The organism is Streptomyces sp. NPDC058457 (genome assembly GCF_042720695.1).
Classification (GTDB): domain Bacteria; phylum Actinomycetota; class Actinomycetes; order Streptomycetales; family Streptomycetaceae; genus Streptomyces.
The window spans coordinates 43,038-66,902 of sequence record NZ_JBHXLU010000057.1 but is presented as its reverse complement, the minus strand read 5'-3'; the positions used below and the strand labels follow the sequence as shown (position 1 = coordinate 66,902).

The 23,865-nt window shown below is 66.3% G+C and carries 28 protein-coding genes, 1 tRNA gene and 1 pseudogene; 9 read left to right on the top strand and 21 right to left on the bottom strand.

The features are described from left to right. Positions 1 to 6 precede the first annotated feature (6 nt). On the top strand, positions 7 to 1,290 hold the full coding sequence (locus ACFWPS_RS34810) for an MFS transporter (protein ID WP_383712630.1): 1,284 nt from the start codon (positions 7 to 9) through the stop codon (positions 1,288 to 1,290). 100 nt (positions 1,291 to 1,390) lie between these two features. Here ACFWPS_RS34810 and ACFWPS_RS34805 read toward each other — a convergent pair whose 3' ends face one another. Further along, entirely contained in the window at positions 1,391 to 1,738 is a 348-nt protein-coding gene (locus ACFWPS_RS34805) for a hypothetical protein (protein WP_383712627.1), read from the bottom strand. A gap of 254 nt (positions 1,739 to 1,992) precedes the next feature. Between ACFWPS_RS34805 and ACFWPS_RS34800 the strand changes: the two genes are divergently transcribed. Next, entirely contained in the window at positions 1,993 to 2,244 is a 252-nt protein-coding gene (locus tag ACFWPS_RS34800) for a helix-turn-helix domain-containing protein (RefSeq protein WP_383712625.1), read from the top strand. A gap of 360 nt (positions 2,245 to 2,604) precedes the next feature. Next, positions 2,605 to 2,680 (top strand) — tRNA-Arg (locus tag ACFWPS_RS34795). 78 nt (positions 2,681 to 2,758) lie between these two features. Here ACFWPS_RS34795 and ACFWPS_RS34790 read toward each other — a convergent pair. From ACFWPS_RS34790 to ACFWPS_RS34735, 12 genes are all read right to left on the bottom strand, one after another. Then, positions 2,759 to 3,919: a tyrosine-type recombinase/integrase gene (locus tag ACFWPS_RS34790; protein WP_383712623.1), complete on the bottom strand. Its 1,161-nt coding sequence runs from the start codon at positions 3,917 to 3,919 to the stop codon at positions 2,759 to 2,761. Further along, positions 3,919 to 4,107, bottom strand: a complete 189-nt coding sequence (locus ACFWPS_RS34785; protein WP_351739109.1) for a helix-turn-helix domain-containing protein — start codon at positions 4,105 to 4,107, stop codon at positions 3,919 to 3,921. Before ACFWPS_RS34785 ends, ACFWPS_RS34790 begins: the two co-directional genes overlap by 1 nt. Continuing rightward, positions 4,104 to 5,528 (bottom strand): replication initiator protein RepSA, encoded by a 1,425-nt coding sequence (gene repSA / locus ACFWPS_RS34780; protein ID WP_383712620.1) that lies wholly within the window; start codon positions 5,526 to 5,528, stop codon positions 4,104 to 4,106. The genes ACFWPS_RS34785 and repSA overlap by 4 nt, the downstream gene beginning before the upstream one ends. A 91-nt stretch (positions 5,529 to 5,619) precedes the next feature. Next, on the bottom strand, positions 5,620 to 5,949 hold the full coding sequence (locus ACFWPS_RS34775; protein ID WP_383712618.1) for a SpdD-like protein: 330 nt from the start codon (positions 5,947 to 5,949) through the stop codon (positions 5,620 to 5,622). Between the two features lie 24 nt (positions 5,950 to 5,973). Beyond that, the gene (locus ACFWPS_RS34770; RefSeq protein WP_263209767.1) at positions 5,974 to 6,129 is read right to left on the bottom strand and encodes a hypothetical protein; all 156 of its coding nucleotides are present in this window, start codon (positions 6,127 to 6,129) and stop codon (positions 5,974 to 5,976) included. 13 nt (positions 6,130 to 6,142) lie between these two features. Beyond that, complete coding sequence (locus ACFWPS_RS34765) at positions 6,143 to 6,334, bottom strand: mobile element transfer protein (protein WP_383712615.1); 192 nt, start codon at positions 6,332 to 6,334, stop codon at positions 6,143 to 6,145. A 1-nt stretch (position 6,335) separates the two neighbouring features. Then, on the bottom strand, positions 6,336 to 6,530 hold the full coding sequence (locus ACFWPS_RS34760) for a hypothetical protein (protein ID WP_383712612.1): 195 nt from the start codon (positions 6,528 to 6,530) through the stop codon (positions 6,336 to 6,338). Positions 6,531 to 6,561: 31 nt separating this feature from the next. Next, the gene (locus ACFWPS_RS34755) at positions 6,562 to 7,215 is read right to left on the bottom strand and encodes a DUF2637 domain-containing protein (RefSeq protein ID WP_383712610.1); all 654 of its coding nucleotides are present in this window, start codon (positions 7,213 to 7,215) and stop codon (positions 6,562 to 6,564) included. Further along, the gene (locus ACFWPS_RS34750; RefSeq protein ID WP_383712607.1) at positions 7,215 to 7,418 is read right to left on the bottom strand and encodes a hypothetical protein; all 204 of its coding nucleotides are present in this window, start codon (positions 7,416 to 7,418) and stop codon (positions 7,215 to 7,217) included. The genes ACFWPS_RS34755 and ACFWPS_RS34750 overlap by 1 nt, the downstream gene beginning before the upstream one ends. A gap of 83 nt (positions 7,419 to 7,501) precedes the next feature. Next, positions 7,502 to 8,857: an FtsK/SpoIIIE domain-containing protein gene (locus ACFWPS_RS34745; protein WP_383712605.1), complete on the bottom strand. Its 1,356-nt coding sequence runs from the start codon at positions 8,855 to 8,857 to the stop codon at positions 7,502 to 7,504. Positions 8,858 to 8,859: 2 nt separating this feature from the next. Beyond that, positions 8,860 to 9,219 carry a hypothetical protein gene (locus tag ACFWPS_RS34740; RefSeq protein ID WP_383712602.1) on the bottom strand — a complete coding sequence of 120 codons (360 nt, stop codon included), beginning with the start codon at positions 9,217 to 9,219 and terminating at the stop codon, positions 8,860 to 8,862. A gap of 138 nt (positions 9,220 to 9,357) precedes the next feature. Then, positions 9,358 to 10,137, bottom strand: coding sequence for a GntR family transcriptional regulator (locus ACFWPS_RS34735; protein ID WP_383712599.1), 780 nt, complete (start codon positions 10,135 to 10,137; stop codon positions 9,358 to 9,360). A gap of 18 nt (positions 10,138 to 10,155) precedes the next feature. Here ACFWPS_RS34735 and ACFWPS_RS34730 point away from each other — a divergent pair, with 18 nt between their 5' ends. Further along, positions 10,156 to 10,620, top strand: a complete 465-nt coding sequence (locus ACFWPS_RS34730) for an NUDIX hydrolase (protein WP_383712597.1) — start codon at positions 10,156 to 10,158, stop codon at positions 10,618 to 10,620. A gap of 128 nt (positions 10,621 to 10,748) precedes the next feature. Here the strand turns inward: ACFWPS_RS34730 and ACFWPS_RS34725 are convergent, their stop codons facing one another. Together ACFWPS_RS34725 and ACFWPS_RS34720 are read right to left on the bottom strand one after the other, a co-directional pair. Continuing rightward, on the bottom strand, positions 10,749 to 11,456 hold the full coding sequence (locus ACFWPS_RS34725; RefSeq protein ID WP_383712594.1) for a hypothetical protein: 708 nt from the start codon (positions 11,454 to 11,456) through the stop codon (positions 10,749 to 10,751). 93 nt (positions 11,457 to 11,549) lie between these two features. Next, on the bottom strand, positions 11,550 to 13,028 hold the full coding sequence (locus tag ACFWPS_RS34720) for an RNA-directed DNA polymerase (RefSeq protein ID WP_383712592.1): 1,479 nt from the start codon (positions 13,026 to 13,028) through the stop codon (positions 11,550 to 11,552). 1,357 nt (positions 13,029 to 14,385) lie between these two features. On the opposite strand from ACFWPS_RS34720, the gene ACFWPS_RS34715 reads away from it, so the two are divergent. Beyond that, complete coding sequence (locus ACFWPS_RS34715) at positions 14,386 to 14,700, top strand: hypothetical protein (protein ID WP_383712589.1); 315 nt, start codon at positions 14,386 to 14,388, stop codon at positions 14,698 to 14,700. A 260-nt stretch (positions 14,701 to 14,960) separates the two neighbouring features. Beyond that, positions 14,961 to 16,478: a hypothetical protein gene (locus ACFWPS_RS34710; protein ID WP_383712587.1), complete on the top strand. Its 1,518-nt coding sequence runs from the start codon at positions 14,961 to 14,963 to the stop codon at positions 16,476 to 16,478. Positions 16,479 to 16,942: 464 nt separating this feature from the next. Here ACFWPS_RS34710 and ACFWPS_RS34705 read toward each other — a convergent pair whose 3' ends face one another. The 4 genes from ACFWPS_RS34705 to ACFWPS_RS34690 all read right to left on the bottom strand — a co-directional run bounded on the left by ACFWPS_RS34705 (position 16,943) and on the right by ACFWPS_RS34690 (position 19,008). Further along, the gene (locus tag ACFWPS_RS34705) at positions 16,943 to 17,245 is read right to left on the bottom strand and encodes a hypothetical protein (RefSeq protein WP_383712585.1); all 303 of its coding nucleotides are present in this window, start codon (positions 17,243 to 17,245) and stop codon (positions 16,943 to 16,945) included. Beyond that, positions 17,242 to 17,985, bottom strand: coding sequence for a GntR family transcriptional regulator (locus ACFWPS_RS34700; protein WP_383712582.1), 744 nt, complete (start codon positions 17,983 to 17,985; stop codon positions 17,242 to 17,244). Before ACFWPS_RS34700 ends, ACFWPS_RS34705 begins: the two co-directional genes overlap by 4 nt. After that, the gene (locus ACFWPS_RS34695) at positions 17,982 to 18,206 is read right to left on the bottom strand and encodes a hypothetical protein (RefSeq protein ID WP_383712579.1); all 225 of its coding nucleotides are present in this window, start codon (positions 18,204 to 18,206) and stop codon (positions 17,982 to 17,984) included. The genes ACFWPS_RS34700 and ACFWPS_RS34695 overlap by 4 nt, the downstream gene beginning before the upstream one ends. 523 nt (positions 18,207 to 18,729) lie before the next feature. Continuing rightward, positions 18,730 to 19,008 (bottom strand): hypothetical protein, encoded by a 279-nt coding sequence (locus tag ACFWPS_RS34690; RefSeq protein WP_383712576.1) that lies wholly within the window; start codon positions 19,006 to 19,008, stop codon positions 18,730 to 18,732. Between the two features lie 78 nt (positions 19,009 to 19,086). Between ACFWPS_RS34690 and ACFWPS_RS34685 the strand changes: the two genes are divergently transcribed. Further along, positions 19,087 to 19,842, top strand: a complete 756-nt coding sequence (locus ACFWPS_RS34685) for a GntR family transcriptional regulator (RefSeq protein ID WP_383712573.1) — start codon at positions 19,087 to 19,089, stop codon at positions 19,840 to 19,842. Between the two features lie 852 nt (positions 19,843 to 20,694). Here ACFWPS_RS34685 and ACFWPS_RS34680 read toward each other — a convergent pair. Then, positions 20,695 to 20,904, bottom strand: a complete 210-nt coding sequence (locus ACFWPS_RS34680) for a hypothetical protein (protein ID WP_383712649.1) — start codon at positions 20,902 to 20,904, stop codon at positions 20,695 to 20,697. 766 nt (positions 20,905 to 21,670) lie between these two features. Here ACFWPS_RS34680 and ACFWPS_RS34675 point away from each other — a divergent pair. Then, a complete protein-coding gene (locus ACFWPS_RS34675) occupies positions 21,671 to 22,036 on the top strand; it encodes a hypothetical protein (protein ID WP_383712571.1) in 366 nt (121 codons plus the stop codon). A gap of 25 nt (positions 22,037 to 22,061) precedes the next feature. Here ACFWPS_RS34675 and ACFWPS_RS34670 read toward each other — a convergent pair. Further along, positions 22,062 to 22,307: pseudogene (locus ACFWPS_RS34670) on the bottom strand (UTRA domain-containing protein); the annotation flags it as partial. Between the two features lie 414 nt (positions 22,308 to 22,721). On the opposite strand from ACFWPS_RS34670, the gene ACFWPS_RS34665 reads away from it, so the two are divergent. Next, positions 22,722 to 23,495 (top strand): calcium-binding protein, encoded by a 774-nt coding sequence (locus ACFWPS_RS34665; protein ID WP_383712568.1) that lies wholly within the window; start codon positions 22,722 to 22,724, stop codon positions 23,493 to 23,495. Positions 23,496 to 23,865: the final 370 nt, after the last annotated feature.

The following is a 23,865-nucleotide window of genomic DNA, read 5'->3' as shown; positions in this document are numbered from 1 at the left end:
GAGAACATGAGCAGCAAACCGCCCCAGCCGAAGGCACCCCTGCCGAAGGCCTTCCGGCGCGTCTGGGCGGCCGCGTCCGTGTCATCGTTCGGCGACGGCGTCTACCTGACCGCCCTGCCCCTGCTCGCCGCGAGCCTCACCCGGGACCCGCTACTGCTCTCCGTGATCTCCGCAGCAGCCCTGCTGCCGTGGCTGTTGTTCGGTCTGCTGGGCGGCGCGCTGGTGGACCGGTGGGACCGCCGGAACACGATGTGGCTGACCGACGCGGCCAGGGCGCTGCTGCTGCTCGCCGCCGTAGCCGGCGCCGCGGCCGGCTGGCTCAGCGTGCCGCTGCTGATCGCGCTGGCGTTCCTCCTTGGCATCGGGCAGATCCTGTTCGACACAGCCGCGACCGCGTACATACCGGAGATCCTCGACCGGGACTCCGCGCTCCTCCAGCGGGCCAACGCGCGGCTGCGCGGCTCAGTCGACGTCCTCGACGGTTTCGTCGGACCCCCGTCCGGCTCCTTCCTCTTCACCGTGGGACGGACCGTCCCGCTGGTTGCGGACGCCGTATCGTTCGTCTTCAGCTCGCTCGTCATCCGCTCCTTGCCCCTCTCCGCACCCCGGCCGCGCGCCGACCGGCGGCCGCTGCTCAAGGAGGCGGCGGAAGGCGCCCATTACCTCCTCCGCACGCCCCTGCTGCTCGGTCTGTCCCTGCGCCCCGCGCTCGGCAACTTCGCCTTCAGCGCCGGCACAGCGGTCTTCGTCCTGTTCGCACAGGAGGAACTGCACCTCGGCGCCACCGGCTACGGCCTGCTGCTCAGCTGCGAGGCCGTCGGTGGCTTCCTCGGCAGCATGCTGTCGGGGCGGATCAGCGATCGGCTCGGCACAGGCGGCGCACTCATCCTGACGGCGGTGCTGCTCACCATCGCCCAGGCCTCGATCGGCCTGACTCACAGCGCGGTCCTGGTGGGCGTCGCACTGGCTGTGCGGGCGGCGGCGCTGAGCGGAACGATCGTGCTGTCCGGCTCGGTTCGGCAGGCGATCGTGCCGGACGAACTGATGGGCCGGGTGGCCGCGGCAGGCCGCCTGATGGCACTGGGCGCGGCCCCGCTGGGAGCCCTGCTCGGCGGCTGGCTCGCGACGACCGGCGGGCTGCGCGCCCCATACCTGCTGGGCGCGGTCTTCCTCGGGGCAAGCACTCTGATCAGCCTGACCATGACCTCGAACCGCAAGGTCGAGGCGGCGATGGCCAAGGCGGAGCGCGACCGAGCGGAGGCCGCGGATACGTCAGAGGTGGCGACGTGAGGGTCCTGCGCCGAAGCCGGCTGGCCGACGCCGTGTACACCGGCTGAGACCTACTCCGGCCAGCCCGCGCCGGCCAGCCAGGAATCCGGCTTGGAAGCGGCTACGCGCGTCGAGCGTTTCCATGAGCTGGGCCACGGCCCTGCGGTACGTACGCGGGGCCGTGGCCCAGTTCGCGGGCGGCAGTCTCGTCCTTGGTGCCGAGTGCCGGCCGACGTGGCGCCTCGCGGAAGACGGGCGGCAGTTCGTCGTCCGCATCCGGAACTGTCCGGTCGTGCCCGTCGGCCGGCGGACGCATCGTCAGGGACCGTGCGAGCAAGGGTGTGAAGGGCAGCCGACGTCCGATGAAGGCTCCGTCGCTGTAGTCCTCCTGGTTACGGGGCAGGACGACCGCAGACCGGTCGGTGATCGCCGTGCGCGGGTTCCCACCGGGCGTGGCGTGGACCTGCACGCCCTCCAGGGCCGGCGCAGCGCCCCCGCCTTCCAGGTACTCGGCCCGGCCGGACGGGTCAGGTTGGAGCTCGCGGTGAGGACGAGCAGATCTGGTTCGCCATGGAGTTGGAGAGCCAGATCCCCGTTGGGCGCCGGAGTCAGGATGTCGACGCCGCCGTAGTTCGGTTCGGTGCCTGGAGCTGGGTACCTGTTGCCGGTTGGAAGCCTCCGGTCTTCGGGTCGACGCGCCAGATGGTGGCTTCCCTGGTCGCGATGAGCACCCCCGTGTGGCTGGTGAAGGCGAGCCCGGTGACCGGCGGAAGGGCGGTGCCCCAGTCGCTCTCGCTTCGCGGACTGGCCGACGTGGCCTGTGTCGCGCATCCCACCGTCGCCCGAGTCCTCAACGGCTACGTCCTGCCGGACATCGGCACCCTCACACGGCTGGAGGACGCACTCGACCATCAGCTCTGGCCCGGCCCCGCAGCGATCCGCGCTTCGGCGGCGGCCAGGCGTCAGGCGATCTGACCCGACGCGCTCCGCCGCGAAAGGCCGGTGGCGATCAGCCCACACCCTAAGCGACCTCGGCTCCACCGCCACGACGGAACGGACAAACCGAGCCTCCGGCACGCGCAGACCGAGACGAACACTGACCAGCCCTGCACAGAAAACTGCAGGTCAAGCCCTTCACAACGCTCCACCCCCCGTACTCCACACCTCCGCTCCGCCCCGATCCGCTACGCTGTTCACGTCAGCGGTCAGGTCGCGCCGGATGTCCGCCCGGGAAACCGTCGCGAGCACCAGCGCACCCCCACTGACCAGCGGGCTTGTACACCGAGGCCGAAGATCCACTCGCTGGGTTTTCCCCAAGGTTTTTTACAAGCCCCCGCCTTCGTAGCTCAGGGGATAGAGCACCGCTCTCCTAAAGCGGGTGTCGCAGGTTCGAATCCTGCCGGGGGCACCAGGCAAAAGGCCCCGGACCGATCTTGGTCCGGGGCCTTTGACATCCACTTTTGACATCAACGGGGGCGGTCGCCGCCGATCACTGGCGACCGGGGCGCCTCTTCCTGTTCCTGAGGAGCCGGTCCATGTGGCTCATGGCTTCGCGCTGGGTGTCCTGGACGACGTGCGTGTACACGTCCATGGTGATGCTGATCTGGGAGTGCCCGAGGATCTCCATCACGACGCGGGGGGCGACCCCGGCCGCAGTGAGGAGGGTGGCGGTGCCGTGGCGGGCGTCGTGCAGCCGTATGACGCGGAGGCCGGCGGACTCGGCGACGCGGGTGAAGGAGCGGTAGAGGTTGCGCGGCTCGACCGGGCGGCCGGTGCGAGTAGCGAAGACGTAGTCCGAGTCCTGCCACCTCTCCCCCGCCTTGGCCCGAGCCGCTGCCTGCCGCATGCGGTGCCAGCGCAGGGGCGCGATGCAGAGTGCGGGCAGCGGGACGGCACGGCGACGGCGGTTCTTCGGGTCGTCGTCGTAGAGGACGCCACGGCGGCGCTGGACCTGGTGGCGGACGTAGAGGACGCGGTTGTCGAGGTCGACGTCAGACCAGCGGAGGCCGACGATCTCACCCCGGCGGAGGCCCATGGCGATGGCGAGGACGAAGGCCGCGTACAACGGGTCCTTGCGCGAGGCCGCGAGGAAGTCGAGCGTCTCGTCCAGGGTCCAGGGGTGCAGCTCGGGCGTGTCCGTACGGGGTGGCTCGACGAGCTTGGCGACGTTGCGTGTGATGAGTTCCTCGCGGGATGCGGAGGACAGCGCCGAGCGCAGAACTCGGTGCGATTCCTTGGCGGTTGCGGCGGTGGTCTCCTTCTCCAGGCGGACGAGGAAGCGGCGGACGTCGGCGACGCCGAGGGATTCGAGGCGCTTGGCGCCGAGGAGGGGTACCAGGTAGAGGCGGACGTGCGTCTCGTACTTGTCGAAGGTACTGAGCTTCCGTCGGGGCTTGATGACGTTGTCCAGCCAGTACGGCAGCCATTCGGAGAGCTTGGCGGACTTGGTGGGCACGGGCACGCCCTGGTCCACCTTGTCGAGCAGTTCGCGCCGCTTGGCGTCGCACTCGGCCCAGGTCTTGCCGTAGGCGAACTTGCGGGCGCGGGTGCCGTCCGGCTGGAGCACGTAGACCGCGCACTGGAAGCGTCCGTCCTTGCGCTTGGTGATGGTGCCGGCGCCGTTCGGGTTGCGCTTGCGCTGCTGGGCCATCAGGCAGCCTCCTCCAACTGGCCGAGGACGAAGTCCCGGACGGCATCGACGGGGATCCGGCGAGCGCCGTCGATCTTGATGGAGACGAGGCGGTGCGACCGTATGAGGTCATAGACCTTGGAGCGCCCGAGCTTGAGCCGGGCCATGACCTCCGGCACGGTCAGGAGTTCGGCGGTGGCGGTAGTCATGCTGCGGCTCCGTCCTCGGTGAGCTTGTCGCGCAGGGCTTCGCGGGCGGTCTCGCGGTTGGTCTGGAGGTCGCGGGCGATGGTGACGGCGAGGGCGGCTTCGCCGGGGGTGTGGCCGTGGCCGGCGTATTGCCAGTCGGTCAGGACGAGGACGGTGTCCGGCTCGCGGTCGTCGAGGCCGAGGGCTGAGGCCTCTTGGGCGGCGCGGTAGTCGGCGCGTTCCTGGCGGAGGGCGCCGAGGGTGGTGGAGTAGACGCGCGACTTGGACGAGAAGTGGCCGCGGAAGCCGAGCATGTGCGCCCAGGCCCAGAGACGTCGGTCCGGGTAGAGGGCGTCCAGGTCGCGGCAGGCGGTGATGAGTCGGCGGGCGTGGTCGGGGACGTGGTGGCGGTCGAGTTCGGCGAGTTCGCCGATGCGGCGGTCGAGGGTGCCGGTGTTCTCGGCGGCTTTGGTGGCGTACTTGGCCACGTAGGAGGCGACGGCCTGTTCGGTGATGTCGGAGCCGTCGCCGAAGGCCTTGACCGGGCGGACGTCGAGTTGCCGACCCCAGCGGAAGGTTCGGGCGGGTTGGTCGGCGGCGGCCGGGAGGGAGACGGACGTGTAGGAGTGCGCGGCGGCGGCGCGGGCCGCGTCGGTGATGAGGCCGACCGTGGCCCAGGCGGGCGGTGGCGTGCCGGGTCCGTCGGGACCGTCGAGGCGGATGACCGCATGGAAGTGGAGGGCGCCGCGCTTCTGGAATTCGGCGACCTTGCCGTACGAGACGCGGAGGTGGTCGGCGAGTTCGCGGCGGGGCAGGCCGGCGCGGGCGGCGAGTTCGCGGCGCAGGCGGGTGGTGAAGCGCTGCCAGAGCTGTCCGGCGTGGTTGTTGAAGAGGACGGCGCCCGCGTAGTCGTAGGTGTTCGGGTCGAGAGCGGTGCCCAGCTCGGAGGCGTCGGGGGTGTGCGACGTACCGCAGCGGCAGGTGCCGCCGTGGTCGGGGCGGTTGTGCACCGGGCCGAAGGATGGAGCGGTGAGGGTGGCGAAGACACGGGGGTGGTCGCGGACGGCGGCGGGGATGTGACGGCGGTCGTCTCCGGCGAGGCCGGCGCGGATCAGGTGGTAGGTGTCGCCCGCGTAGGTCCAGGCGCAGGAGGGGCAGCGAGAGGCGCGGCGGTTGCCGCAAGCGAGGCGGAGACGTCCGCCCGGTTCGATGGCGGTGGAGTAGTGGTGCAGAGTCTCGCCGGTGGTCTTGTCCTTGTGGAGGGTCCAGCCGGTGAGGTGGATCGGGTCGGAGCAGCCGCCGGTGCGGCGGATCTGGTCTTCCCAGCGGGTGTAGTCGGAGGCCGAGGCGACCCGAAGGACGTCCCGGAGGGTGGTCGGGTCGAGCGGCGGCGGGGTGGGCGCGTGCGTCTTCTGTGTCGCAGGTGAGGCCCGGTGGGCCATGCTGGTGGTTCCTTCCGATTGCGAGATCGATCGGTGGGGACGGCTCCCGGGCGGCGGATGCTTGGCGGTATCGAGGCCGCCCGGGGGCCGGTCAGCGGCGCTTGGCGTCGGAGGCGAGCAGGGAGCGCAAAACGACCGCGCAGACGGCGACCGAGGCGCCGGTGATGGCGACCGCCAGGAGCAGCGAGACGAGGACGGCACCGAGGACCAGGACGACGGCCGTGCCGCCGCCGACGAGGGCGAGGGCGGTGCCGGGGGTGAGCTGGACGACCGGGCGGGACGGCGGCGCGGGTACGGCGACGGGTGCCGGCGGGACCGGGGTGGTCGGGATTCCCGGGGTGATCGTGGTCGGGTGGATGACGGCGGGCGGGGTGGTCGGGCCGGTGGGCTGGGGCATGGTCGGGAGCTTGGGCCGGAACATGGGCGGTTCTCCTTTCGCGGCTGGTTACTTGACGGCGGTGTTGATGAGCGGGGCGAACACGCTGTCGGCGAGGAGGTAGCCGCCGAGGAGGAGCACGCAGATCAGCCACCAAGGCGGGCGGATGAGCTTGACGCCGAGGTAGCCGACGGCCAACAGGGCGAACCAGAGCGGAACTTGCATGGACGGTGGCCTCCTAGGCGACGCGGCAGCGATGCGTACGGGCGGCGAGCTGGGCGGCGGTCTGGCTGGAGTAGTCGGCGGACCAGCCGCAGCGGTTGGAGGTGCAGACGGCGGCGTGCGTGGTACGGCCGTTGCGGTCGCGGTGGGTGCCGATCTGCACGGGGCCGATCCGCATCAGGGAGTGGAAGTTGTCGCGGGCGGGCATGTCAGTCGCTCTCCTCTCGGGCGGTCGTCGGGTCGGGAAAGGCGGCGCGGATACCGGCGGCGGTGGCCGGGTCGGGGGTGCGCTTGGCGGCCTCCACGGCGAGCAGGTAGGCGAGGTAGGGCCGATCGGCTGCGGCCATCTCGCGGGCGCCGTCGAGGTAGTCGGCAGCGGTCAGGGCAGCGGGGTCGCGGGTCATCTGCCGTCCTCCTTCCGGTGTCTCTCGCGGGTCAGGTGAGGTGGGCGGCGATGGCGTCGGCGAGGTGGGGCGGGACGCCGAGGCGGGAGCGGAGGGTGTCGGAGTCGATCGGGGATCCGGTGCGGGCGCGGTACTCGTCGGCGACCTTGCGGGCGTGGTCGACGAGGACGGCGGGGACCGGGGGCACCGGTGTCGCGGCGGTCGTGACTTCCGGCACGGGGGCCGAGTCGGGCGCGGGCACGGTTTCCGGTGCGGACTGCTCAGCGCCCGGCGTGTCCGGGACGGGGGCCGGCGGAATCGGCTCCGTCTCCGGCTCGGCAGGCGACGAGTGAGCGAGGAGCGTGCCGCCGAGGAAGGCGAGCGCGGGCCATCCGGCAATGCCGAGGCGGAGCAGGGCGGGCGGGTCGGTCAGGTTGAGGAATCCGGCGGTGGCGACGTTGGCGCCGAGTGAGGCGAACAGCGCGACGACGAACCAGCACCAGGCCAGCTGGGACGGCCCTTCGCTGCGTAGCCGCCGCCAGGCCGCGACCAGGAGCAGGTCGACGCTGACCGGGTAGGCCCAGGCCTTCCAGCCATTCTGTCCGGCAGCAGCAGCCAGGTCGTGCAGGTGGGCGAAGGACAGGGCACCGGCGATGACGGCCTGGACCAGGACCGCGTCGACCCGGATACCGTGACGGGCGCCCATCAGACGTCGCCCGAGTAGTCGGGGCCGCCGTCGGGGTCGTGGTCATCCGGGAACATGCCGGGCGGCGGCTCGGGCAGCGAGACGGCGAGGGACGGGCTGACGGCGTCCACGAAGTCGAGGTCGGCGCCGGCCATGTCGGCGTAGAGGGCGAGTTGGCCGAGCAGGAGCACGGTCCGGGCGAAGTCCTCGCAGTCCGGGCACATGGCGGGTCTCCCTTCATTTGGGCATGGCGGGGTAGGGACGCGGCGCGAAGGCGGTCACGCCGACCGTGCGGAGCGGTGGGAGATCAGGCGGTAGCCGAGGACGCCTTGACCAGCGGCACGGACTCGGCGTCGGAGCCGGGGAGAACGGGCCGGAACGGGGCCAGTTCGGGCAGGTCCGGGGTCCGGCCGGCGTGCCGGTTGCAGATGTTCACGGCCTGGCGGAGCGAGGTGTGCGGGGCGCGGATGCGGTGCCAGCCACCGGAGGAGTCGCCCGCGATGGCGAGCCCCCGCATTTCGGCCGGGATCTGGATGGCGGCGAGGACGGCGTCCGGGGCAATGTCGCCGAAGGCCATGTTGGCGGAGGATTCGTCATTGACGCGGTGAGCGGTACGGCCGGTGAGCTGGGCGCGAAGCATGGTGATGCCCTTGCCGAGTTCGGAGCCGAAGCGCTGCCCGCAGATTTCGAGGTAGATGCCGGCCGCGCGGCCGAGTTGGGCGAGGCGAACCAGAGCGGTGACGATGCGGTCCCGGCGCTTCTCCTCCTCCTTGCTTGCATAGAGGGCGAGTTCGGCGACCTCGTCGACCAGGACCACAACCGGGACCGGGCGCAGTTCGTCGGGCAGGTCCCAGATGTCGGCGGCGATCTCCGCATCCGGCACGTCGGAGGTGATCCGCTGCTGAGCCCGGATGACCTGATAGACGCGCTCCATCCGTGCCACCAGCGCATCGAGCACTTCGGCGGCGGTGTCGGGATCATCGGCCAGCCCGGAGAACCGGCGGGCCAGCGGGAACAGTTCAACCCCCTGCTTGCAGTCGATGCCGACGAGGGCGACGTCCATCGGGGCGAGTCCGGCGACCAGGTTGCGTTGGTAGACGGACTTGCCGGACTCCGTGGCGCCGAGGGTGAGGGCGTGGGGTATCGCCCGGTAGTCGCGGTAGTGCACCGAGCCGTCCTGCCGCAGGGCGACCGGCACCCGCATCGGCCGCGGGTCGGTTTCCGCCGGCATCTGCACCCGCTTGAGCACGTCGTAGCCGGTCATCCGCACTTCGACGACGCCAGAGCGCAGTTCCCGCGAGGTCACGCCGTACATGGAGAACGAGTGCCGGAGCCGGTCCGAGGCGGCGGCGATGTCGAAGGCATCCTGCCCTGGGCGGAGCTTGAGCCGCAGGACCAGACCGGTACGGGTCGGCCGCAGCCGCAGGATGCGCGGCGAACGCGGCTCCGGGATCGGCCGGTTGGTGGCACGGGCCAGAGCGAGCCGCCACCGGGCGGGCGGGACGGTCAGCCCGCACGCATCCATGACCGAGCCGTACCGGACCAGGACCCGCACCACGGCCAGCGTGACCCCGAAGGTCAACCAGTACCAGGCGGGACGCCGCCACCGCAGGAGACCCACGGCGGCGACGACCAGCACCAGAGCGACCGTGAACCCGGTCATGATCAGGCCGCCTTGGACCCTGCGGCAGCAGCGGCGGCGAGCGAGGTCACCGCCACCGCGCGGAACGCGATGCCGTGCCGCTTCTGACCGTTGAAGTCGTTCTCCCACGGCCGGGCGATCAGACCCGTGAGCGCGACCGGCGTACCCATGGCCAGCTCACCGGAGATACCCGGCTCCGGAACGGTGATGGAAAGGATCTCCACCTCCTCGTTCGCCGCGAACATCACGTCCACCGTCATCAGCTTCGCCCCGGTCTCGGTGTCGGTGGCGATCTCGCCGGTACGACGGTCACGCACCTTGACCTGCGGAGACTTGGCGACCATGACAACCGCGCCGGAGGTGTCGACGGGAATCTGACGCACAGAGATCACTCCTCTATAGATGCTGAACTCCACCACTCATGTACATGAGTGACATGAAGAAGAGTGCATCACTCCTATACATGAGTCAACCCGCCGCGAAGAAGAACTCGCGACGGGCTGTGAGAAGTTGAGCGGGCGTCAGTCGTCCGCAGGGATCCGGTACTCGAAAACGAACTGGTCAGCGGCCATGAGCGTGTCGCACACCTCGACCACGAGACCCGCGGCCGTACGAGCCTCCCGGATCAGGTGAACCACCGGCGCACCCGGGCTCAGCGCCAGCTCCGTGGCCTCCGCCTTCGAGGCCGGCCGCGCTTGCAGCGTCTCGACGAACTCCGCGAACTCATGCCCGTGGTCTTCCAGTCGGGCGTAGATGCCACCACCGCCGGGGTTCTCGGCGAACAGCTCGGGGATGTCCTTCACAACATCCCAGGGCAGGTAGGACGTGGCGGTCTCGACCGGCGTGCCATTACGGAAGTACAGGCGCCGGCGAGCCAGCACCTGCGTACCGGCGGGGACGCCCAGCCGCTCGGCGGCATCCTCGGGCGCCTCCATGGGCCCGATGTAGAGGACGCTCACCTTGGCCGTGGCACCGGACTGCGCGGACTCCGCAAGGTAGGCCGCCTGCCCTCCCTGCCGGAGCGAGCGCCGGAAGCGATCGGAGGAGCGGTGCCGCACCGGAGGCCGGTTCTTCACGATCGAACCCTTGCCGTGCCGGGTCTCGACGAGCCCACTCGCCCGCACCTCGACCATGGCCTTACGGATCGTCCCGCCGGACACGCCATAGCGGTCCACCAGCTCGGACTCACTCGGCACCATGTCACCAGGCTTGAGAACCCCCGCCCGGATCTGCTGCACGATCTCGTCCGCGATCTGCACGTACCGAGGCCCGGAACCGACCCCTCCCGCCGCAGTTCCCATAGTCCTTCTCTGCCTCCTATGCTCCTCTACATGAGTCAACCACAGGAAGCGACACCCTCCCCCCTGCACTCCGTGTCCGTAGCCGGAGCAGTGGTGCGCGAGGACGGCCGCCTCCTGGCGATCCGCCGAGCCGACAATGGCACCTGGGAGCTCCCCGGCGGCATCCTCGAACTCAACGAAACCCCCGAAGCCGGCGTCGCCCGCGAGGTCCTGGAGGAGACCGGCATCCACGTCGAGATCGACGAACTCACCGGGGTCTACAAGAACACCACCCGAGGCATCGTCGCCCTGGTCTTCCGCTGCAAGCCATCCGGCGGCACCGAACGCACCTCAAGCGAATCCACCGCCGTCTCCTGGCTCACCCCCGACGAGGTCAGCGACCGCATGTCCGAGGTCTACGCGGTCAGACTCCTCGACGCCCTGGACAGCAACGGCCCCCACGTCCGCAGCCACGACGGCAAGCGCCTCATCCCAGCGGGATAAAACCTTCTCTCCATCATCAAGGCGGCTCGCTCCGCTCCCCGCGCGCGGCCCAGCCCCCGGCCGGGCCTGCGCTCCTGCCTCCGTCCCGCTCCAGCCCGGCCGGCGCCCGTGCCGCACACACCATGCCGTTACAAGATCCGCCGACTGTGAGCAGAAATCTCGATGGTCTGAGGTTGTCCAGTAACAGCACCACGCCGCTTTATCTGCTGCGAGGAAACCCACACGATATCGGGATGTCCAGACGCAGCCAATTGCCTTAGCGCGTCTTCTTGCTTTTGATTTGGGACAAGTTCATAGACATCAGCAACTAGGATTTCCAGCGCTTCTGCCCATTCACTATAGCGGACAGAATCAACCTCCCTCCTGAGATAGTTGTGCATGATGTGAGGAAAATCCGCTTGAGGCAAGATATCGGTCGCGAGCAACTCTTCCTGAAATTCGCGCCACGGAGAGTCTTCACGCCCTTGCCTTGAATCAAACCACTGAAAGAATTGAAATATCTTTTTCCCAGGAACCCGCACCCTCAGATCGCGGTAGCTGACGGAGTCTAGAGGAATAAGGTCATCGTCAGTGACTCCCATAGCAGACAGAGTCGCATTACCTTGCGGTGAGACCTTATGCACCCCTCCCACGGGCTGGAACTGATTCCGGTAGCGAGAACCGCGAATCAAAAGATACTTGCCATCAATATAGATCTTGAACAGGTAAGACGTCGATACTCTAATGGAGCGGTTACGGTACCGGACCGAGTACCATAGGTTTCGAAGATTCCCCCAATTCTGCGCAATCTCGTCAACAACTGGCACAAACAGGCCTACGCTGAGGCCAGCTGTCATATTCACCACTGTTGAGTTTGTGATGAAAAAGCTTGCCACACCAGTTGAGATGGCCAATATTCCGTAAATGACAAGTCGTAGCAAAGGTTCCTCCTAGCGAGGTAGTGGCACCAACGGATCATCGAGTAGATAGCGACTGATCCAAGTCAGTGGTGAATCAGATTGCGCCAGCCTCTCCAAAAGCGGGCGGGAAATTGAATTAGCCTCATACATTGCCACCAAAAGAGACCGCCTCACGTTAACATTCGATTCATTCTCATATTCTCGACGCAGAAGTTGCCCATCAGCGATAGTGCTCACTCTTCCCAGGTATCGTGCCGCGAACTCCCGAGGCAAGTTCGATTTGTGCTTGTTCTGCAATATCGCCCAAGCCATGTCCCGAATTTCAGGTGACTTGACCATTTGGCGTGTGGCTGCCTGGAGAATCCGCTGCTCGAGGCTGTCATACTTGTGATCGGCAACCCGCTGCATTGTTGACACATAGGCCCTGGTGACAGCAGGCAGCCTGTCAGGAAAGCACTGTAGGTACTTAGTCAGTTCGGGCGCCAAGTGATGACTTTCCTTGAGGTGCCGGAGAGTCCATGGAAGCGCGCGGTCATCCTTCAGGTTACCCATTCGATATAGCGCAAATTTCACATCGCGATCTATTTGATCCCCTTCCGTAGCTTCTAGAAATAGCTTATAAAGCCGCTCTTCCGACCCTACCTCTCCGATCTTGATCCCATAATTTATTGCATCCTTTTCAAGGCTCTCCAGTTGGGAGAGTGCACGCGCTTCATCATAAATACTGGTCTTGGTCATCGACATTGAAAGACGCCGCGATCGGAGAATCGCATTTACTTCCAGCAGGGCGTTCCGCAGTGCCTCCATCTCTGTATCGAAGATCATCATGTCATCTGAATAACGAAGATACTTAAAATTCGACCTGTGGACGAACTCATCAACGGGGAGCAGGTAGAGGTTGGCCAGAATTGCAGAAGAGTCGGGGCCCTGCGGAACGCCCCATGCGTGACTGGACGACTGGAACATGCGAAGATACGTAATAAGCCTCTCCGCTATCCCAGGAGAGGCACCAGTCGATTGAATGTCAATCGCCAGAGTGTCGATATCGATGTGCTCGTAAAATGAGACGACATCGGTTCGCGCCAACTGAAAGGGGGTCTTGGAGATCATTTCCACCCCCTTCTTCTGCATCGACACCCAAGAATTCACGGGTGACCAAAAAGACTTTCCGTCCTCCCCCCACCTTGCACTATAAACGCTATCGTGAAGTTGCGACTCAACCAGCTCGGCGATGGAAAAAACCAAGGTGTCGTAAATGAGGCGATCGTGCGCCGAAAGTCGGGCGATGGGGCGGACCGCTACGGCATTTTTCGGTAGGTCCAATACCTCTACATAGTCAGGGCCGACTTTTCCACTCCGAAGCGCGGACACTATATTCTTCCGCACATCGGGCCAAGATGCATTGATGTCTGCCCAATTAATGATGTCCGGTATCTCTGAGCGCCCTCGACCGTAAAATAGACGATTCCAGGCTTCATCAAGGTATTTAAAGAATGGACGGCGGCTCATCGCTTTCTTTTTGTCTCCCCCCAGTCGGTCCCACCCGACGTCTGAGCACGTAGCGTATACAGGAGAGACGTTGAATAACAGCATCAGCAGGATGACCGTCAGCCTCAAGGGTGTACATACGGCTCCGAGCCGCCGCCCCGCTCCGGCCGTCGCGGCTTGCTCTTGGCAACGAGCACCTTGGCAACGTAGCTCAGCTCACCTGTGGTGCAGCGAGGCACACACGCGCCAGCCCAGTTGGCCAACCCGCCGTCGTGGCTGACTGGCGTGGGCTTAAGGCGCAGGCACCAACTCTTCCCCGCATTCGCCGTTCAGGGCGAGCGCATGAAGCTGGCGGACTGGTCTAGGTGGAACGCGGAGCCCGGAGCCGTCGGTGTCCACCCCTGTCGAAGGGCAAGCTGAATGGCCTTGGCAACGACGGATGGCAGTATGGCCTTGGCTTCGCGGCCGAGCCAGTTGCTCGGATGCGGCTGGTTGGTAGTGACCACGAGCGTTGTCCCTGGAGTGTCCGCGTGTTCGACCGCGAACGTGCACGGTGACCAGGTCAGGCCCTGGCAATAGGTCGGCCTGCGTCGCAGCCGCCAGCAGTAGGCCGAACCGACGACAACGATACGCCGTGCGCCCTTCTGACCTAGTGTCATGGCTCCCCCTTCGACACGAAGGATGCTGGCGAGCCCGGCCCGACTATCCATCTCAGTTTCCGGCTCATTCAGCACCATTCATGGCCGTTCAGACGAGAGCGGAGCCAGTAGCCGCTACCTCGACCGGCCGCCCATGAACGCAGGTGAACGGCCCCGTTCGAAGCCCCAAGCTGCACCACCTCAGTTGGAAAGCGTGCGCCTGGTCCCGCGCCAGTCCCGTACTCGGTGCGCGGCCGGCGCTGACAGGTCTCTCCTTAGCCATCGACGAAGCCCGACTGTTGGTTAGGTCCCGGGTCGTACCCGGGGCCGCCCCCAGACAAAGCCGGGGATGCAACTGCTCTACAGAGCTGGACACCTCGGAAGCCGGCCGCGCGTCTGAGACCCTAGCCATGAGCAGTGACAACGGCGCACCGCAAACATGACCCCTGACGACGCGTGGCCCGCACCACAAGCGCACCAGACCGAAAAGGGACCAGCGGGGACCCACGGTGGACGCTGCCCCACCCGAGGAGGCCACGGCAGTGCCGTTCGCCCAGCTAAGCGCCCGAGCTGGCCCCAAATGCTCGCGGCTTCCCACGCTGATGTGCTCCGCTTGGGTCTCGCACTGGTGTCTCTGTCCTCACTGTGACGGGGAGACCGTTCAGCGTGGCGTCGCACCAGCCTCGGCCCTATGGCGGCACTCTGGCGACCCATCAAAGGTCGGCTAAGGAGATAGGTCCGTGACGAGGTTCGACCAAGTGCAGACGTCAAAGCTGCCAACGGGCTACGCCCAGTTGGTGCTGAGTCCTCAACGCCTACTCGGCGCCCCTCTGCCCGAGCTTCTCGCGGAGCTGGACGTCACGCTGGATGAGTCTTCGATCACCGACCCAAGCTTCACGGGTGCTGCCATGGTCACCCGAGACGGTGTGATCCTTTCGATGAGGCCGGGCCAACCGGACTGGGAACGCGACGCCGTTGCACGAGCGCTGTTGGGGCACGTGCTCGACATGCCGTTGTTGCCGTTGCCTGAGCCGTACCGCATGAGTGAGGTCTGAGCCGGTCGGCTGTCTGGGCCGTCCGAGGTCGCTCGACACTGGCCAAGGACGACCAACGACGACCACCAGGCGCACGAACCCGCCGCTCCTGAACAGGGAATACGCAGGCCACCAAGATCCCCGACAAGTCCCGGGCAAGAAGACAGGTCTTGACTCGCCCGTTGAGGCTCTGTCGACCTCAGTATGTGCGCCCCGACAACGCCCCCTACCCGCAAAGCTGTTGGGCTGCCACAATCGCCCGCACGGGACTAGGGGGCTACATGCGGTTCAGCGAGCACTACAACATTCCGACCACACCTGGGGACGATTGGTATGACACCTTCATGCCAGCCGACACCAAGCTCTTTGTCGACCCTTTCCTGATATGGGAACAGACCGAAGGGCACTGGGCAACCGCACACGATCACCTAATCGATTTCTTCGAGATGGTATTCGATCTGGTTAAGCGGTCGAAAGGGAACACCTCCTCTGTCTCATGGCGCCAGGCAAAGAAGCTCCTGCTATTCCCAGAGCCATTTGAATTTTGCCTCGGGGTGGCCGAAGGATCCCCGATGGGTATCGGATCCGGCGCCGGACTGCAGCAAGAAATGCTTGAAGGGGTGAAGGTCGCAACTGGCTTGGGAATGAGCCGGATTGCCCACATGGAGATGCTCAATCTCTTCCAAGGCGGCATGGGTGTAGATCGACTGAGCGACATGACGTGCAACATCCTCAAGAGTTACTTTATCTCCTACACGCAGGAGATATGCCGACGCCACCGCGTACCAATGCAGAAATTCGAGGTGGCCAACGCCTACTGGAGCAAGGACCATTGCCGGTGGGTTACCAAGGAGTGTGACCTCCCCGTCAATCCATTCATCCGCAGACCGCTTCTCCTGACGCCCAGCAAATTCCTCAGAAGGATACCAGTAGCAACGCCGGATGGTTTCTGGACATGGGCGTGGTCGACGATGTCAGACGAGTTGCGTGGAGATCTAACGTTCGACATCGCCCGCAACGTCGAACGTCGGCAGAAGGCCAAGTTGGCACGCGAAAACCCCGACGTGGCCGCTCTATACCTGAAGGACTTGGAGGACCAGCCAAAGCCTCCGTATCCGCTGGATGACGATCCCGACATGCTTGTCCACTGGTACGAGGCCGGTGCCTCGATGGCGGAAAAGTCTCCCCTCACCTTCGTACCTCAGGGCGAGACTGACTTCGAGAGGTTCATTGAAACCACGGTCGAATGTTTTAGACACAGCATTGAGGACCAAGATGGGTGGCAAATCCTTTGGGGCGAAAAGAGCGGCCGCGAAGAGCGTATCTCGCAAGCCCTCTTCCGAAGCTCGGTGATTCACTACTGCCGAGCCAATGATATCGACCTAAGCGGGGAGTCTGATGCCGGGCGGGGTCCGGTTGACTTTAAGTTTTCTCGAGGCTGGTCGGCGCGTGCACTTGTTGAGATTAAGCTCGTTCGGAGTCACAAGTTTTGGGACGGGGTTCTAGCGCAACTCCCTCAATATCAGGTAGCAGAAGAGGTGAAGAGAGGCTTCTACGTAGCCGTTGCCTACACGGATGAGGAACTTAGTCCCCGCGTCCGCGAGAAGGTGGAGAAGGCCGCAAAAATCGCTTCAGACGCCAGCGGAGCGAAGATCACCGCAGTCCTCATCGATGCCCGGAGGAAGGAGTCGGCCTCGAAGGCGCGAAATGCCGACCTCTCTGACCAGCTCCATCGGGATTTGCCTGCCAGAGGCGAGCACGCAGACAGTGCACGCTCCGACGAGGCCGAAGAGTCGTGAACAGAGCATGCGCTGATGAGTGTCTAACTGCGTGACGACGCCGCCGAACAGCCGCGAACGAGCGCGGACGCCCACAGACCATCAGCGCAGCTGAGCGGCACACCAACCCAAGGCAGAGCCCCCACCCAAGTTGCTTCGGGACGAAGAAGTCATTGTCCAACCCCTACCGCCACGCTTCCGCCGTCGCGGCAGACTCTGACGAACGTCACCGAGCAACATGGCTGAGGCCGGTGGGGGTACAGCGAGGCACACGCGCGCCTGCGCGGTCGACTGACCCGACGCCGTGGCTGGCTGTCGGCGGCTGAGGCTCAGGCGGTCGCAGAGAGATTCCTCCCCGCATCGATGCGCGGTGTATCGGCTAGGGCCGGCATAACGCGACGGGGAGGAAAGCCCAGGTTGGTGCTCAGGCTCCCCTCCCCGCCAGGACGACCGTTGTCGTCAAGCGCCCTTTCACCCACTCCTTTTCACTCGCCCTGCAGTTCGCTCACCGCCAGGAGATGGCCGCGGCTCGTCGCGACGCGGAGGACGTCTCGCAGAGCGCCGGTCAGTTCTTTCGCCAGGCGCCGCATGTCGTCCGGGTTCGTGTCCTGGTCGTCGAGGGCTTCGGAGGCTCGTTCCAGCAGCTCGGCCGCCGTGCCGAGTTGGACTGCCTCGATGTTGTCCGCCAGGCGGGACATGGAGCCGTCCGGGTCGTCGGTGCTCAGGTAGCAGGGCTTGCCCTCCGGCCCCGACCATGGCAGAAGCCGCAGTTCGTTCCGTGCCGTCATCCTTGCGTCTGCCTCTCGTCGGTCATGTGGTGGGTGGTGAAGACCGCGTCGACGCGATCCCCTGGGAACGCCAGTAGTGCGGCTTCGACGACTCGACCGGTGGGGTCGGTCGCAACTCGTGTGATCGCGAGGACGGGCGGAGCGGAGCCGATACGGAGGGCCGAAGCTTCGTCCGGCGTCGGCTGACGGGCGCACACCGTCTCCCTCACGGCGGCCGGCGACGGGCCCAGTACGGCGAATCTCGTGACCGTCTCCCGGCAGGTGGACTCGTCGTCGAGGACCCCGGCCGGTACGAGGTCACGCGGGATGTAGATGCGGGCCAGCCCGTGCGGTGCGTCTCCTTCGAGGCTGACGCAGGTGAACTCGGCAAGGGGGCTGCCCGTGGGCACCTTCAGCAAGGTCGTCAGATGCCCGTGAGCCCGCACTGTCGCGCTGCGAATGGTGACGCGTAGGGGCGCAGCGGCGGCGGTCCAGGGGTCCAGCGTGCCCCAACCGCCGACGTACATGATCTTGCGCACGGGGCGGCGGACGAAGTTGCCCTTGCCGTGGATCTTCTCGACGATGCCTTCCCCTTGGAGCACCGCGAGGGCGTTCCTCAGAGTCACCGTGCTGACCTTGTACCGGTCGGCCAGGACGGCTTCGGACGGAAGACGCTCGCCGGGCTGGATGCGACCGGTCGTGATCTGGCGCCGGAGGTCCTCGGCGATGTCGTGGTGGCGAGACGGCACGACTCCGGTCACCGCCTTCTCAGCGTTCGCGCGACGACGAGCCGGGTGCGCCTGTGTATGGTCAGCGACTCGCCTGACTCGAAGACGAGTTGTTTGGCTCCGTGAGGGAGTTGGAAGAGGTCTCTCACCTGGCAGGCGCAGCCACCGAGTTGGATGATGTCGCCGCGCTGCACAGTGGCCGAGGTGACCTCGATGTTGGAGATCAGAACGCCACCGGGGATCCGTTCGCTCACCCTGCCACCTCCGCAGGCGCGGACTGGTCACGCGCCGTGTGGCACAGGCAGTTGCACGCTTCGTAGATCACCGGCAGGTCGACCGACGGCGAAGCAGGGGAGGACTCCGCGCAGGAGGGATGAGTGCCAATGCGGCAGGCGGTCGATCGGTAGAGGGCGGCGGGGGTGTCCGCGATACGAGGCTGTTGGCGAGGAGGCATCAGCAAACCCCCGCGAGTGGCGACCAAGCATCGGTCGGCACATGGGGAGCGACCACCACCGAGCGTGCCCGTACGCGCGCCTCCCAGGCCAGCAGGTACGGGCGGACGAGCGCGGTGTCCTCGCCCCTGAGCGGGTGTCGATGGTCCGAGCCCGCGGAAGGCCGCCCCAGAACGACGGTCGACGCGTCGGCCGACGCGGTAGAGGCGGAAGCGGCCGGCGGCCGAGCTGGCGTTAAGGGGCGGCGGTGCCTGCCCTTCGGGAAGCGTCGCGCTCTGCTGAGGGAGACGGCGCGGCGGATACGGTTGAGCACGCTGTTCAGCTCCTATCGCTGATGGCCCGGTCCCCCGACATCGCCCGTCGTGGGGACCGTTTTGCGTACGACCGCCCACAGGGTGCGGCCGTTCAAGCTGGTGGCGAGGAGCCCGAACCGATCGGCCTCCGCCACCACGTCCAGGACTTCCCGCCATGTCTCGGCGGTGACTGATTCCGGTATCTCCGCTTCCACCAAGGTGTGTCGGGGGTGTTCCTCCACTCGCGTGAGGAGCCCGAGAGCGGACAGCCGGGCGGCGATGGCCGCCGCGCTAACTCCCGAAGCGGGCACAGGGCAGCCTCCGTCACCGGCGATCACTTTGAGTGAAGCTAGTTAACTAGATTAGAGCTAGTGGACTAGATTTTCCATATGCCTGAGCAGCCGCCCTATCTCCGCATCGCCGACGAGCTTCGGCAGCGCATCGCGGAGCACGTATGGGAGCCGGACGACCGTCTGCCCTCCCGCGCCCAGATCGGCCAGGAGTACGGCGTGGGCGAGAACGTCGTCCGCCGGGCGCAGGAGTTGCTGATCTCTCAGGGCGTGCTGGAGGGGCGGGCCGGATCGGGCACGTACGTCGCCGAGCCGCGGCAACGGGTCCGGGTCGTCCGGTCATCCGCCCGCGAGCAGCCCAGCGGATCGCCGTTCCGGGCCGACATGAAGGCCGTGGGCAGGCAGGGGGATTGGGAGAGCCGGACGGACGCCAAGGTACCGGCGCCGACGGAGATCGCGGCGCGACTCGGAATCGCCGAGGGCGAGTTGTGTGTCCGGACGACGTACGAGTTCCTGGCGGACGGCAGGCCAGTGCAGTTGTCGACGAGTTGGGAGCCGTACGACCTCACGGCCGGCACTCTCGTCGTACTGCCCGAAGGTGGGCCCCACGCGGGCGCCGGGGTCGTGAACCGCATGGCGGCGATCGGGGTCGCGGTCAGCCATGCCGTGGAGCAGCCGGAGCCGAGGCAGGCGAGCGCCGAGGAGGCATCGCTACTGGGTATCCAGAAGGCCGCGCTCGTGACGCACATCCGGCGGACGTACTACAGCGACGACGGGCGGCCCGTGGAGACGGCGGACATCGTGGTGCCCGCAGCTCACTGCGAGATCGTCTATGAGATCCCGATCAACCGGTAGCCCTGTCTAGGGTTCTCCGTATGGCCGACGATGCTCCGCCCTGCCCCGAGTGCAACCAGCCCCTGAGGTCGGGCGGCCTGGTGCTCGCCGGGCGGGACGATGACGGCCGACGGACCTGCCGGACGGTGTGGCGGTGCACGGACCGGCATACGTGGTGGCAATGGGCGGACCGGCCGGACGATCCGCTGGAGGTCTGCCCAGTTCCGGAGCTGTTTCGCTGACATCCAACTCTGACATCAACGAGGCCGGACGGCGGCATACAGCAGCGCCCCCGGGCGACCGCCGGACCAGCCGTCGACGGCCCCAGGGGCGGGCGGTGATCGAACTCCTAAAGCGGGTGTCGCAGGTTCGAATCCTGCCGGGGGCACAGCGATGAGGGCCAGCTCAGGAGGGTTTCCTCCTGAGCTGGCCCTGCGTCGTGTTCGGGGGTGTGCCATACGCGTGTCACTAATGCCGCGCGGATGCCACGTCTCCGGGGCGGGAGCCTCTTCCCCGCCCTTCCAGACCATGTCGCCGAGACACGGTGGCGTGTGGCAGCGACAGGTCGAGGACCGCCACCACGCTTTCCGCTTTCCATAGCCGCCTGAAGAAGCTACGGACCTAAGTACGCCGACGAGCACGGAAATGCCCATCAGCTCGTAGGTCGCGGTCGGGCCGACGGGCCGATGTCTGGGCCGTCCGAGGCCGCTCAGCAGTGACCACAGACGACCAACCGGAAACCCCTGACGATCAAGCCCCCTGCCTGTGGAGACCCACGGGTAGGGGGCTCGTTGCTGTGGCTACCGATCAGCGGTCAGGCTGCCGGTCAGGCCATCAGCGATCACCCGACGAGGGAGTCCCACGATCCGGCGATCAGAAGGAGACGGTGAGTCCCACCTGGTGGTACTGGCCGACGGTGTCCAGGACCTCGTCCTTGACCGCGCCGACCTGAGCCGCGAGGTCCGAGCTGCTGATCGCCGTAGGGCCGGCGGTGATACCGACCTGCGGGCTCAGGCCACCGGAGACGGTGTCGAGCTCGGCGTCGGAGATTTCAAGGGTCTGAACCTGGGGAGCGGAGTTCATCATGAAACTGCCCTTCATATGGATGTTCCACAAGGGGGAGCGGCCAAGCTGGGGACAGAAGGTCGGCCGCGACCGCAGCCCGCGCCATCCCTTCCGGGCGCCTTGGCACGATCCCTGCGGCGCGAAGGATCAAATCACGGAGCACGCCCGGCATCCAGTCGGTCCTTGCTCCCAGCAAGGCAGTTGAAACGGTCGGCCACTCATCCGTGCATACATACACACGAATTGAGGGCAGCCTCTCTACAAGTAGTGCTGCACATTGAAACCGGCAGCTGCCGTCACGTCTGCTCCGACCCGGACAACTCCGCATCAACCGAACTCACCTGTGCCGCAGTTGCGCCTTCGCTGTGTAGATCCAGTTGGAGATTCAGTCACGTACGCATCCGCGCGCCCTTCGGCGTGAGGTTCCCTGCCTGCCGCGCTGGTCAGGCCGGGCCCCTGGCCGAGCGAAAACTCCGTGCCAAGATCCGGCGCCGACCGAGGCCCTCACCGGCGTCTCCGCGAGCAGCACGCGTTCCTGGTCCGTCTTGCGTCTCGGCCACCGGGCCCTCGCGAGCCTTCGACTCAGGAGGCTCGGCCAGCAGGATCGTGGCGGCGGTGTCCTCCACACGGATGGTGCACACAGCTCACTCACCATTTGCTCGTCTACACGACCAAGCATGCTGGGGCGTACGAGTTCAGAAGAACGACTGCACGGCCCAAGCAGGACAGCCACGGAGGCTTCCCGAGAACCACCACTGTCAGACCCTTCCGCCATGCTCTGCCCATGCTGATTGCGATGAACGTTCGGGGGCACGTGGTGAAGCGCCCCTCCAAGCCGGCGATAGGCACGATGCTCGCGAACCTGGGACAGGGCGACCACCTGATCCTTGAGCGGCAGGACGAGGACCGGAAGGGCGACTGGTACATCCAGGTGCTGTTCCGCGACAACAACACCTACCAACTGGAGTACCGGGACGGCGTCGCCGCAGAGCACTACCAAACCCTGACCGTCTCCCAGGACAAGGCCCGTCAGGCCCTCCTCGACTGGGCGGCCGACAAGCCGGAATGGCAGGACGGCTTCACGTGGAACAACATCGGCGCGATGTTCGCCGCCCCAGCCGTTGAAGCCACGGATCAGCCCACCGCCTAGCAACGCACTCCCGCCCATCATGCGATCAGGTCGCCGGAAGCTGGTACGCCAGTACGTGGGCATCCGCCGCCATGACCGTGTCGCAGACCTCCACAGCCCGTCCCTCGGTATCGAAGGCAGTCGGGATCAGGTGGATCACGGGCACGCCGACCGCAAGGCAGAGCGTCTTGACCTCGGAGGGTGAGGGCATCCGGGCGCGGATCTCCTCTTCGAAGTGGTCAAGGCGGTGGCCCAGCTCTTCGAGGCGGGCGTGGACACCGCCGGGGCCGGGGGCGGACGAAGACGCCCTTGCCGTGTACGGCGTGGACCAGGCCTTCGCCGAGTCCATCGTCCCTGAGCAGCGAAAACGCAGGTCACCAAGACCTCCGGCAAGACCCGGGGCAGGAAGAAGTAATCTTCGCGATCATGCCTCCCACCTGCACGTACGGCGCGGGCGGGAGGCACGATCGTGTCTCGGGACCTGCCTCCCTGGAGGCTAGGCCCTTGTGAGCTTGCGGTCCGCGGTGCGCCCCGGGGCGTCGTGCAGGTGGTCCGGTCCTCCGCGATGCCGGTCACGCCGGGTGTGACGACTGACGTGCAGGTGGACAATCAGCCAAGTCGGCGTGAACACAGTACGCTCCCTCCCATCCATCGTGCTGCCTGCGGCGGGGGCTCGACCGGCAGGCCTGATTTTCCTGGGGACTACATGCGCTCAATCGCCATAGGTGCCGCTCTGTCCGGCGCCCTGGCACTCGCCGTCGCAAGCGCTCCAACTGCTCAGGCCGACGAGTCGTGGGGCGGCGACACAACGATCACCAGCGCCACGGTCAACGGCGGCAAGCCCATCGTGGTCGGCATCTCCAACAAGGTCACCTTCTCGGCTTCGGTGACCGCCACCGATCCGGACGGCATCGAAACGGCCCGCGTGTTCGTGTGGCACGGCGGTCCCAAGGAAGAAGACACGGACATGACGGTGCCGTTCGGCCGTCCTACGTGCACAGCCGTCGACGCCACGACGAAGACCTGCGTCGTCCCCTTCACCCTCAACCCCCGCGACCTGCAGAAGAACTCTTGGGCCGGGCAGTGGAGGGTCGGCGTCGACGCCTACGACAAGGGCAACGGCGGCATCTCCCTGGATACCTACAAGTACACGAACATCCAGCGCTACTCGAAGCTCAGCGTCAACGCTTCACCGGAGCCGGTCGCCAAGGGCAAGACCATCACCGTCACCGGCAAACTGACCCGCGCCAACTGGGAAACCCACGACTACCGTGCCTACACCGATCAGCCGGTCAAGCTGCAGTTCCGCAAGGCGGGAACGGACACCTACGCGACGGTCAAAACCGTGTACACCAACAGCACCGGCAACCTGAAGACCACCGCGACAGCTGCCGGCGACGGCTACTGGCGCTACTACTTCTCGGGCACCAGCACGACCGCAACGGTCAAGACCGCCGGGGACTACGTGGACGTGCGGTAGACAGAGGTATCACGCACTGATCAGCCCCCCACCAACGGGTTCTCCGGCGAGGGGGGGCTGATGCTGTGCTGGGGCCGTCTCGGGGCCGTCAGCTGCTCGGTCGGGCCGTCACGTCGAAGCGGTTGTCGAAGCAGAACCCCGGGTGATTGAAGCAGAACCCCGGGTGGTTGAAGCGGAACCCTCCGTGGTCGGAGCAGCGCCAGTCGTTGTTGCCGAAGCACCAATTGGTGGGCGCCTGCGCCTGGGTGTGCACGGCAGGGGCTGCTGCGGCCGTGGGGGGGCGGCCGGGAGCGCACCGCGCCCCCCACCCCAAACAACGGCCGCGACGACCGGCCAAGCACCGCGACGCGGGAGTTCGGCGAATTTTAAA